At 63.9% G+C, this 10736-nt stretch carries 11 protein-coding genes; 5 read left to right on the forward strand and 6 right to left on the reverse strand.

The features are described 5' to 3' along the window. Positions 1 to 576 (forward strand): carbohydrate ABC transporter permease (locus HP499_RS14855; protein ID WP_172324932.1); only part of this gene is annotated, 576 nt, incomplete at its 5' end. Further along, positions 573 to 1577, forward strand: a complete 1005-nt coding sequence (locus tag HP499_RS14860) for a hydroxyacid dehydrogenase (RefSeq protein WP_172324934.1) — start codon at positions 573 to 575, stop codon at positions 1575 to 1577. The genes HP499_RS14855 and HP499_RS14860, both read left to right, overlap by 4 nt. Positions 1578 to 1699: 122 nt before the next feature. On the opposite strand, the gene HP499_RS14865 is transcribed toward HP499_RS14860, so the two are convergent. From HP499_RS14865 to HP499_RS14885, 5 genes are all read right to left on the reverse strand, one after another. Next, positions 1700 to 2197 (reverse strand): hypothetical protein, encoded by a 498-nt coding sequence (locus HP499_RS14865; RefSeq protein WP_172324936.1) that lies wholly within the window; start codon positions 2195 to 2197, stop codon positions 1700 to 1702. Positions 2198 to 2275: 78 nt separating this feature from the next. After that, entirely contained in the window at positions 2276 to 3181 is a 906-nt protein-coding gene (locus HP499_RS14870; protein WP_172324938.1) for a cation diffusion facilitator family transporter, read from the reverse strand. Further along, positions 3181 to 4377 (reverse strand): DUF998 domain-containing protein, encoded by a 1197-nt coding sequence (locus HP499_RS25490; RefSeq protein WP_172324940.1) that lies wholly within the window; start codon positions 4375 to 4377, stop codon positions 3181 to 3183. The genes HP499_RS14870 and HP499_RS25490 overlap by 1 nt, the downstream gene beginning before the upstream one ends. Next, positions 4374 to 4850 (reverse strand): STAS/SEC14 domain-containing protein, encoded by a 477-nt coding sequence (locus tag HP499_RS14880; RefSeq protein WP_253951605.1) that lies wholly within the window; start codon positions 4848 to 4850, stop codon positions 4374 to 4376. The genes HP499_RS25490 and HP499_RS14880 overlap by 4 nt, the downstream gene beginning before the upstream one ends. 144 nt (positions 4851 to 4994) lie before the next feature. Further along, positions 4995 to 6404 carry an MFS transporter gene (locus HP499_RS14885; RefSeq protein ID WP_172324942.1) on the reverse strand — a complete coding sequence of 470 codons (1410 nt, stop codon included), beginning with the start codon at positions 6402 to 6404 and terminating at the stop codon, positions 4995 to 4997. A 79-nt stretch (positions 6405 to 6483) separates the two neighbouring features. On the opposite strand from HP499_RS14885, the gene HP499_RS14890 reads away from it, so the two are divergent. Continuing rightward, positions 6484 to 7713: a GAF domain-containing sensor histidine kinase gene (locus HP499_RS14890; protein WP_172324944.1), complete on the forward strand. Its 1230-nt coding sequence runs from the start codon at positions 6484 to 6486 to the stop codon at positions 7711 to 7713. Positions 7714 to 7839: 126 nt separating this feature from the next. Here the strand turns inward: HP499_RS14890 and HP499_RS14895 are convergent, their stop codons facing one another. Beyond that, positions 7840 to 9249: a protein kinase gene (locus tag HP499_RS14895; protein ID WP_172324946.1), complete on the reverse strand. Its 1410-nt coding sequence runs from the start codon at positions 9247 to 9249 to the stop codon at positions 7840 to 7842. A 285-nt stretch (positions 9250 to 9534) separates the two neighbouring features. On the opposite strand from HP499_RS14895, the gene HP499_RS14900 reads away from it, so the two are divergent. Further along, positions 9535 to 10437, forward strand: a complete 903-nt coding sequence (locus tag HP499_RS14900) for an alpha/beta fold hydrolase (RefSeq protein WP_172324948.1) — start codon at positions 9535 to 9537, stop codon at positions 10435 to 10437. Positions 10438 to 10518: 81 nt separating this feature from the next. Then, on the forward strand, positions 10519 to 10736 hold a 218-nt coding region (locus tag HP499_RS14905; RefSeq protein WP_172324950.1), incomplete at its 3' end, for a histidine phosphatase family protein.

The following is a 10736-nucleotide window of genomic DNA, read 5'->3' on the forward strand; positions in this document are numbered from 1 at the left end:
ATCTCCGTCATGGCCGGTTACGCGTTCGATAAATTCCAGTTCCGCGGCAAGGACTCGTTCTTCGGGGTGGTCCTGGTGGGCGTCCTGATTCCCAACACTGCCACGGTGCTCCCCATGTACCTGCTGGCCTCCGTTTTCGGCATCACCAACACCATCTGGGCCATCCTCATCCCGGTGCTCTGCAACCCATTCGGCGTTTACCTGGCCCGGGTGTACTCGGCGGCTTATGTTCCCGCCGAGACCCTGGAAGCAGCCCGCGTTGACGGCGCCGGACCCATCCGGTCCTTCTTCTCCCTTGGCCTGCCCATGATGATGCCCGGTTACATCACCATTGCCCTGTTCCAGTTTGTGGGCGTCTGGAACAACTTCATGCTCCCGCTGGTGATGCTGCAGGACCAGAAACTGCTGCCCGTCAGCGTCGGCATCTCCATCTGGCAGGGGTATTCCATCCCTCAACCGGAGTTCACGCCCATGGTCATTACGGGCTCGTTGCTCTCAATCATCCCGTTGCTGCTGGCGTTCATCATGCTGCAGCGGTTCTGGAAGTCCGGCCTCACCGCAGGGAGCGTCAAGTGAGGTTGAACGTTGCCTTGGCCATGCCGGCCCACACCGCACGGGCGGTATTTCCGTCCAGGAGCCTGGATCCCTTGGAACCGGCGCTGACACTGCTGAGCCGCGACCCCATCCAGGACTTCACGACGCCGGAAGGCCGCGCCATCCTCGCCGAGACGGATATCCTCCTCACCGGCTGGGGCTGTCCCATGATCGACCACACCGTCCTGGACGCCGCACCCCGGCTCCGGTATATCCTGCATGCCGCGGGCAGCGTGAAACACCACATCAGTGATGCCTGCTGGGAACGCGGCCTCCAGGTCAGTTCCGCCGCAGACGCGAACGCCATCCCGGTTGCCGAGTACACCGTGGCCATGATCGTCCTGGCCAACAAGCGGGTCCTGCAGATCGCCCGCGCCCTGCACACCACCCGGACCGACGTCCTGGCTGAGCAGCTCTTCCCGGACATGGGCAACTACCGCAAACGCGTGGGCATCATCGGGGCGTCGAAGATCGGCAGGCACGTGATCAGGCTGCTGGCTCCGTATGAGCTGGAGGTGGTGGTGGCCGATCCTTACCTTTCCCCGGAAGAGGCGGCCATCCTCGGCGTCGGGCTGGTGGATCTGGAGGAGCTGGTGGCAAGCAGCGATGTTGTCAGTCTCCACGCGCCGTCGTTGCCGTCAACCAGAAATCTCATCGACGCCGGCTTGATTGAACGTATGCGGCCGGGCACCACGTTCATCAACACCTCCCGCGGCGAGCTGGTGGACCAGGATGCGTTGCTCGCCAGGGTGGAGCGCGGCGATCTCTACGCGATCCTGGACGTCACCACCCCGTGGGTACTGCCTGCCGGCTCCCGCTTCTACACGCACCCCAACGTGCTGCTCACCCCGCACGTGGCAGGGTCCTTGGGCAATGAGCTGGAGCGAATGGCGGCGAGCGCCGTTGACGAGGCACTCCGGCTGTCCCGTGGGGAAGCCCTGCGGTTCCCGGTGCGGCTGGAAGACCTGGCGTTTATGGCCTGAGCGCCGTACACCTACGGCCAGCAGCGCGGCCAGCAGCGCAAAGCGACAAACCGTAAAGGCGAACAACGCACGACGGCGACCTGCCGCCGTCGTACGTTGTTCGCCTTTTAGCTGTTGCTTCCTTAGCGGGCGTCCTTCTTCGCTTGGCGTTGGGCGCCCTGGGACTGGCTGGAGGCGTCGCGCTTAACACCGCCGGTGGTCTTCTGGTGGGACCGTTCCCGGCCGGAATTCGTGCCGGACTTGGTGCCTGTGCCGGATGACTCGGGCCCCGTGGACTTCCCGGCGCTGGCGCGTTCCAGCCGCTCGTCCTTCAAGGCTTCAGCGGCCTCGTGGGCCAGCCTGGCCAGTTCGGTGCTGACGATCGAGAGTGCTTCCTCGAACACGAAAGCCCTGGCCCGCGCTTTGTCTGACTTGTTCGACGCAGCTCCGCGGCCGCCGGCTTCCAGAACCTCGTCAGCGGCTTTGCGTCGATAGTTGGTGGTGTACTTGTTGCGGGCCCGCCGAACCCGTTTGTGCAGCTTCAGCAGGCCTTCCTCATCGAGGAGCTCAAGCCTGGCTGGCTCCAATTCGCGAATCAAATCAAGTTGGTCTTGCTTCAACACCCACAGATATTGGTCCATTTGCCGATACTTCCATACCTCCCCAATGAGGGGTAGGGGGTGGTGGAGTTCTCATCCGAAGCGGGGGATGGCTGGGGCTCATTCGAAGAGTTCCGGCGCCGCGGTGAGCGCAACATAAGCCCACACGTCCAGGCCCAAAGGTTCCAGTGCTTTGACGACGGCCCGGCGAACGGCGTCCTCCTCGCCCACGTTCCACTCGGATCCGGCCACCACAAAATCAACCTCGACGTACAGCTTCCGCCCTACTTTCCCGGACCGGATGAGCGGTTCCTGCAGCCCGTATTCCGTCCGGACACCCTGTATCGCTGCGGTGATGGCGGCATCCAACTCTTGGGAAGGCGCACCTTCGAGGAGCTCGTTCAACCCGGTCCGGATCAACCCGATGGGGATGTACGCCAGGATCAGGCAGGCCAGCAGGACCAGGACGGGGTCAACATAGAGGGCAACATCGTTCAACCCGAGGTTTTGCAGGACCAACGCCACCCCTGCGCCCAGGAGCATCATGACGCTGAGGATGGCCCCGGCCCGCCATTGCGCGATTTCCGCCACCACCAGGTCCGAGTCCGGTGCCGCCCGCCGCATCCATGCGGCCACGCCGAACCCAATGGCCGCCGTCGCACCCCCATAGATGGCGATGATCGCCGCGTTGACCGGCGAACCGCCGTCGCGTATCACCACCACGGCATCGCCCGCTGCCACCAGCAACGTCCCCGCCACCGCCAGCCCCTGGATGAGCACTACCAGTGGCGTCAGGGCGTCCCGCCCGAAGGGAAAGCGGCGCGTGGGTCCACCGGCTGAAGCGGAAGATGCCTTCAAAGAGATCGCGGTGAGCACCAGCCCAATGCCCATGTAGGCGCCGTCGAACACAATGATCCTGGTCCCGCTGAGCACACCCAGCACCAATGCCCCTGCGGCCGACACAGCGGAAACCCATAACGAAGCCCGCAACGCGCGGTGCTCGGCCCCCAGCTGTCCGGCCGGCATCAGTCGCTCCGGGTGGCGAGGGCGTCCAGCAAGCGGATGAAGACGGCGATCCAGCCATAAATGATGACGAATGCAATGAGCTCGAATGCCGTCAGGTTGAAGTAGCCCACCGGGTAGAACAGCACCAGGGACACGATCAGTGCTGCCAGGAAACTGCCGCACACGAGAAAGAAACGGCGCGGCAGGCCCCGGAGAATGAAGGGCGAGGCCAGGAGCAGCAGGATGAACACCACGGCCATCCCGGAGGCGAACAAGGTGTGAATCAGGAAACTGACGGACAACGGCACCACCCCCACCCCTGCCAGCAGCAAACCCATGGCCACGAACGCACCCGAGCAAAGTCCGGCGCTCCAAGGTTTGACCAGAACCCCTTGGGCGATCAGGGAACGGAGGTCCCTGTCCAGATACACGGCGAAAGTGGTGATGAAAAACCCCGCTACCACCAACGACAGATTGAACAAACCACTGGAAGCCCCGCCCAACGTACCCAACTGGCTGAAGTGGTACTCCCACCACTTGGGGTCCTGGGAGGTGGCCATGCTGGCGACGATGCTCATCACCATGAACAGGACCAGGAGGCCGGACAGCTTGCGGGTGCTGATCTCGTACACCGAGAGATAGATCCAGTACACGGCCAAGCCTGAGGCCACCGCCATCCCCACAGTGGCAGCATAGATATCCACGGTGAGCCCCTGGAAGCTGCGCTGCAGGAGCAGGAAAACCGCGACAGTTGCGATCGCCGCGATCAGGGCATGGACCAGGGCCACCGTTGTGGCGTCCACGATGAATTTCCACGCTGGAAGGCCGAGCCGCCAGGGCTGATCCGGTTGGTACCGCGAGCGCCAGTAGCCGAAATATGCCGCCACCAGCCCGAGCACCAGGATCGCGCCCGCGGTCACCAGGCCCAGGGATACGCCGCCCCATAGCGGAGGGGTGCGGCCGAAGAAGATGAGCAAAGCTGCGATCCCGGCCAGCACTGCGGCGGAGGATGCAGCCAGGAGCGCCTCTGACTCGTTGGCCAGGCGGGGTTGTTGGGGGCTGGCTGGTGCTGGGCTGGCTGGTGCTGGTGCTGAACCGGGTGCGGGCAGGCCGGCCCGCGCCGGCGAGTTAGCGGGAACGGTTGCATCGGTGGGAATGGTCGCCGAAGCAGGAATGGTCGCCGAAGCAGCAGGGAGGTCCGACGCCGGTTCCGTCACGGCGCGGTTCTTCCGCCGGGGCGGGCCCGGTCCCGGTGCAGGTCCCCGCGCAGGTCCCGGCGGGCATCCCCCTGCGTTTCCTGCGGCGCGCCCCGGCCATCTTCCTCCGGAGAGAGCCGCAGCCAGGCTTTCGCTTCAGATACCGAAGTGAAGAAACGGGTGGGGCATGGAGGCTCTTGAACTGCCAGCTGGTAGTCGGCGAGCATGCGGTCCACAGGGTTGTTTCCCAAGAGGGCAATCCTGGAGGCAGCGCAGGGTTCGGCGAAGACATCGCGGGCCGCACGGCTGAGGTGGGCGGTCTCGGCCATAGTCACCAGGAGGGGGTATCGGTTGCCCGCTGCAAGGTGGTTAACGGCCTCGACGGCGGCACGGGCGTTGGCGGCTTCGATCCGGACACCGGGTTTCCAGTCCAGGAACATGACATCATCCGGTCCGATGCCTATGAAGTAGTCACAGGGGTCCTGCTGAGCCATGGATGTTCTCCCTCTCTGCGGCCCTGGCCGGGGTGCCACGATCTGACTCAACCCTGCACCCGCGGACAATCACCTTGTCTCATCCGAAAAGAGTGATCTTTGGGTGCACCGATGGTTGGGGCCCGTTCAAGGCACCCGGTCAGCTCAGCCCGCCGAGGATGAGTCGGCCGCCTCGGTTTCTTCCGCGGCTGTCTGCGCGTAGGAAGCCGAGACCCGTCGGTAGACCGGAGTCAGGAAGGCAAGAAGTGCCACGGCAATCATGATGAGGCCCGCAGCCAGGAACACCAAGGCGATGCCGCGGGAAATGCCTTCTCCCAGCAGCGGTTCCAATTGTGCTGCGCCCTCGGATGACCGGGCGTAGGGGATGATCCAAAACTGGGCGATCGGAGCAATGAGGAAAGCGGTGATGGGCGCGGCCGCGGACTCGAACGCCATGGCGAAGCCAAAGACCCTTCCTTGCCGTGGCAGGGGGACTACTTTCTGAATGACGGTTTGTTCGGCGGCTTCCACCACAGGAACCAAGGCCATATACAGCCAAATCCCTGCAATGTAGAGCCAAGCCCATTCCCTCACGGTAAACAGCGCACCGATCAAGCCCATGATCATCACCGCGATCAGCATGGTCCGCAAGGGGTTGGACCCAAGGCCGAACTTGCCAATCAAGGCGCCGCCCACCACAAACCCTGTGGCTCCAATGGCGAAGACGGTTCCCCACATTTCCACGGAGAACATTTCCAGCCCGTAGGGGTCCATCAGGGCCATGTAGACGCCACCAATGAAGTTGTTGAACGTGGAGAAGAGGATCAGGGCAAACAGTCCGGAAATCGCCATGACCGCAGCCCATGACCCGCGCAGGTCGAATCCGCCCTCAGCGTCGGAGGCAGCTGCCCGTACTTCCTCGGGCATCCGCAGCGTGAGGAGATGCCCGAAGGCCACCGCAGTGAGCACCAGGGCCACAACCACGGTCCAGCCCATGCCCAGCAGCCCCACGGACAACCCGGAGAGCACCGAGGTAACAATGAACATGAGGCCTTGCACCATGCCCACCAAGCCGTTGGCGTTGGCCCGGCGGTCAGGTTCGATCAGGATGGTGACCGTGGTGGACAGTGCGATGTTGCGCATGTTCTCCACTACTGCGCCTATCAGGATGATCATGGTGAAGATCCAGAACCATGGCTGCGTCAGGTCCAGCAGCGCTTCCTCGGGTGTCAGCAGGAACATGACCCCGGACAGGACGAACATCACCAGGGTGAACATGGCAGCAAAGCGCATGACGGCGAGTTTCCGGTAACGGTCCACAAAGGTGCCGAAGCTGATGCTGGAGAGTGCGATCAGCAGCATGTAGGCGCCGCCGATCACCCCTGTGGCGATCACGTTGCGGGTTTCCAAATACACCCAGAACGTCAATGCGAACCAAAGATAGCTCGTGGTGATGTTGGCCATCGCCGTGTTGACCAGGATCCCTGTGAAAGTGCGGGACCTTTGTGCCGGGGTTCGTACGGAGAGATCGATGGTGTCAGTAGACGCGGCGGTGGCCGGTTCCTGCTCGGTCATGCGTTCCAGTAAACCACCGGGCCCAACCTCCCGGTAGTATCGGCAGGTAATTGACGAAACTCTTGGGGGATTGTTTTTTATGACGGAAATACAGGGGCAGCTGTCTTTCACGAAGGACACCGCCAGGGACTTGGAACTGCAGGAGTATGGGCTTGATCCCGCCGTGGATTCCACGCTCCTGCCCAATGCCGCCGTCATGAGTGCCCTGCAGAACCTTGTGAGGCTCGCCACCGAATTGTGTGGCGCACCGTTTGGCGTGGTCAACATCATCAGCGCCGAGTACCAGCACCAGATCGGCGCGTGGGGCGTGGACCCGGGGGTTTGCTCCCGTGAAGACTCCATGTGCGCCAAGGTCTTCCTCTCCCGCGAGCGGACCGTGGTGGCGGATGCGTCCAAGGATCCCCGTTTCGCGGACAATCCTTTTGTCACCGGCGAGATCGGCGAAGTCCGCTTTTATGCCTCCGTTCCGTTGCAAACCGAGTCCGGGTTCGTCCCCGGAACCCTCTGCGTCTTCTCGGACAAGACCAAGGAGTTGAGCCCGGAGCAGGTCAGCATGCTGGAGGTCCTGGCCAAGCAAGTGGTTGAGTTGCTGGAGCTGCAGCATCGCACCGTCCAGTTGGACCGCACGTATTCCGAACTCAGGGAGAGCAACGCCAAACTTGCCGGGTTCGCGGGCCGCGTCAGCCACGATCTCCGCATCCCGCTGACCACCATCCTGGGCTATGTGGAACTGGTGGAGGACGATCCCGATGTGGAACCCCAGAGCACGGCTGCACGGTACCTGGACCGGATCGGTGCCAGCGGCCGCCGCATGCTCGGCATGCTGGAAGATGTCCTGAGCTACTCCCGCGTGGGCGGTGGCATCCAGCCCGCGCTTGTTTCATTGGGCGAGGTCACTGAAGAAGTGGCCCGGGATCTCGGGATCGAGAACCAGGGCATTTTGGCGGTCCAGGACCTCAAGCTCCACGCGGACCGCGGCCAGCTCCGCACCCTGTTGCAGAACCTTCTCTCCAACGCCATGAACTACAGCAGCCCGGGTCGCCCGCTCAAGATCAGCATCAGTGGCGTTTCCAACTATCACGGTGCCACCGTCTTCGTAGCGGACAACGGCAAGGGCATCGCTCCGGAGGACAGGGCCAAGGTCCTGGAACCCTTGGTGCGCCTGCGGCGGCAGGGCGACGGACCGGGTTCCGGACTTGGCCTGGCCACCTGCAGCAGCATCGCCAAAGCCCATGGCGGCGACCTCACGCTCGCGGAGACCCCGGGCGGCGGAACAACGGTGGCGGTCAGCTTTCCCTCCGGAAGCTGACCCTGCCGACGCGTTAGGTGTCGCTGAGTTTACGGTCGCATAACTTCCGGAAGAGTCGCATGACTTACGGAAGATAAGGCACGACGGCGGCAGGTCGCCGTCGTGCGCTTGTCACCCGGGCTTGGGCTACTTGCCGTTGCCGTTCTCGGATTTCTTGCCGCTCTTGCCCTCGCTCTTTTGGCCTGCGAGTTCCTTGCCGGTGAGGGGTGCTTCACCGACGCCCGGTTGGTCGGCAGGCACAGTGTCCAGCTCGGCCTGGGTGGTCTCCGGGAGGATGACCACTTCAGCCGAACCCGCACCTGTGGACCCCGCATCCGTGGACCCTGAACCTGTGGTCCCGGGAGCTGCCGGGGCTGGTACCGCGGGCGAGGATGCTTCCGTAACAGTCTCCGCGGGTGCCGCGGGGACATTGGGCATGGCGGGTTGGGGATCGGCCTGCGAGATACCGGGATCTGCGGGCTGTGACTGATCCTGCGGGTTGCCGGCCAAGCCGATGCCCTGGGTGAGGAGCAACAAAGCGATCGGAATGGTGACCGCCGCTGCCGCCACACCCCGGACAGTTTTGGGGCGGCGCTTGGTGAAGGTCCGGATGCTGGTGACGGTGGCCTGCTTCCGCGTGGTTGAACGCAGTGGCTGCCGCGGAGGGACCGACGGCAGAAGGGCGGTCCTGCGCCCGGACTGGATCCCTTCCTCGGCAAGGGCCTGTTCCACTTCCTGCGCGCCCGGCCGCTTTTCGGGATCCATGTCCGTCATGGCTTCCAGGAGCGAGCGCAGCGGGGCCGGCAATTCCACGGGGATCTGCGGCGCGCGGTGAAGACGCGCAGAGGCTGTTTCGATCGGCGTACCCGGGTACTCCGCTTTGCCGGTGAGGCATTCCAGGAGAACCAGGCCCAAGGAGTAGATGTCGCTCGCCGGAGTCAGGTGCAAACCCTGGGCTTGTTCGGGGCTCAGGTACTGGGCTGTGCCCACGGTGAATCCAGTGGCGGTCAGGCGGTTGTCGTTCATCACCAGTGCCACGCCGAAGTCCGCCAGCTTCACGGACTCTCCCAGCCCGTCGTCGTCGGAGACCAGGATATTGGCCGGCTTGATGTCCCTGTGGATGACGCCCTTGGCATGCACCTGGGACAGCGCCCCTGCCAGCCGGATCCCGATGCGTGCGGTCTCCGGGATGGTGAGCGGCCCCTCCGTCAGCATGGCCCGCAGGTCCCGGCCTTCGGCCAACTCCATCACCAAGTAGGCACGTTCTTCGTCGTTCCTGGTGTCCACGCCCGCGTCCAGGGCAGCTACCAGCCCGGGGTGGTCGAAGGCGGCCAGCAGCCGCATTTCGTTTTCCTGGCGGGCACGGAACGAGTCGTCGCCGGAGCCCGGGAGGAAGATCTTGATGGCGACATCGCGTCCGAGGAGCAGGTCTGTGGCCCGGTAAACGGCGGACATGGCGCCCCTGCCCAGTACAGGTCCCAATTGGTAGCGGCCGTCGAGTGTGTCGTCGATGGAATCGGGGACACGGGAGTCCACGGCGTCGTCATTGTTGCCCACGAAATGTCACGTCCTTCAGGCATACCTGGAACCACGGACCCAACCACTGTCCTTGCGTCACCAAGCAATGCCGTCATTCAAACTTTCACGATGGCCGCGCGGCCAATCTGCTTCAGCCACGTGCGGCCCAGGCAAGGAGCCCAAACAGCATCATCCGGTTTCACCAGACAAGTTATCAGGATACTGATTAAACAGCTGGATGAACAATGACGGGTGTCACGCACACCGATCCACACCACCCCCTGCTCCGAACCTTTATCAAAAGGTCAGGAGCACCCGAACACCATGGAAGTTCAACCACCGTCCCTGCAGGACAACACCGAGCTGCAATGCACGATGGTTCCCACCATGCTGGGGCCGTGCGCCGTGCGCCTCCAGTCCGCCCCGGATTCTGGCAACCTGACGGCGGACGTGTACCTCCACGGTGCCGCGGGATCATGGACGACGTTCCAGCCCCTGCTGTCAACATCCCCGGACCGCACCCGTATATTGATCGACCTGCCCGGCTGGGGTGACTCAACCCAAGGAGCACAGCTGGCCTCTGCCACGGTCGAGGCCATGGCCGGGGCCGTCGTCGAGGTTTTGGAGGACCTCGGATACACCAAATGGAACCTGGTGGGGCATTCAATGGGCGGCGTCATTGCCCTGCATATCGCTGCGGCCCGGCCCGAACGGACGCTCAGCGTTGCGGCGATATCACCCACGGTGTTCGGCGCTGCAAACTCGGTCCGGCGCCCCTGGCGCGGGCTCGCGACGCTGCCCTGGTTTACGGGGATGCTGTTGATCATGCGCTCCATGGCCTTCCTCGGGAACGCCGGAAAGGTGCTGATTCGCGCCGTTGCAACCACGCCCCTGCTGCAACTGCTGTTGCGGCCCCTCTTCGCGGACCCGGCCGCCGTACCGCCCCACGTTATCCGCAGGCTGGGGCAGGAAGCCCGGCCTGGAGCCTTCTGCGCGGCAGCCCGGGCCCTCGCCGGCTACGACTTTGCGACATGGCACAGCATCAGGTGCCACGTGTTGGTTTTGCGAGGATCCGCGGATGTGTTCACCCCGCAGTCCGATCTCGATCACCTGGCCGCTCTCGGCCCGCACATCCGTACCCAGACCCTCCCGCGCTGCGGCCATTTCGGGGTGGCAGAGCAGCCGGTAGCCGTTCAGCACCTGCTGGAGGAACTGTGGCAACGCTGAACGCACGACGGCGACCTCCCGCCGTCGTGCGCTTCCTTGCGTGACGTACGGAACTGCGCGGGCCCCATCTTGCAAGGCACAATGGATGGCATGACCCTCACAACATTCGCCCTCGTCCGCCACGGCCAGACCGACTGGAATGCCGAGCGCCGGTTGCAGGGGTCAACGGATATTCCACTCAACGACGTCGGCCGGGAACAGGCGCGCGAGGCCGTCGCCTTCCTCTCGGACCAGCAATGGGACACCGTGGTGGCCTCACCCCTGAGCCGCGCAGCCGAAACGGCGGAGATCATCGCCGA

Source organism: Paenarthrobacter sp. CM16, from assembly GCF_013179505.1.
Lineage (GTDB): Bacteria > Actinomycetota > Actinomycetes > Actinomycetales > Micrococcaceae > Arthrobacter.

What these genes read in the sequence shown, in the direction of transcription:
- HP499_RS14880 (WP_253951605.1), bottom strand. Translation starts at nt 4,850, where the DNA reads ATGGCTCAGCAGGACCCCTGTGACTACTTCATAGGCATCGGACCGGAT.
- HP499_RS14865 (WP_172324936.1), bottom strand. Translation starts at nt 2,197, where the DNA reads ATGGACCAATATCTGTGGGTGTTGAAGCAAGACCAACTTGATTTGATT.
- HP499_RS14890 (WP_172324944.1), top strand. Translation starts at nt 6,484, where the DNA reads ATGACGGAAATACAGGGGCAGCTGTCTTTCACGAAGGACACCGCCAGG.
- HP499_RS14885 (WP_172324942.1), bottom strand. Translation starts at nt 6,404, where the DNA reads ATGACCGAGCAGGAACCGGCCACCGCCGCGTCTACTGACACCATCGAT.
- HP499_RS14870 (WP_172324938.1), bottom strand. Translation starts at nt 3,181, where the DNA reads ATGCCGGCCGGACAGCTGGGGGCCGAGCACCGCGCGTTGCGGGCTTCG.
- HP499_RS14900 (WP_172324948.1), top strand. Translation starts at nt 9,535, where the DNA reads ATGGAAGTTCAACCACCGTCCCTGCAGGACAACACCGAGCTGCAATGC.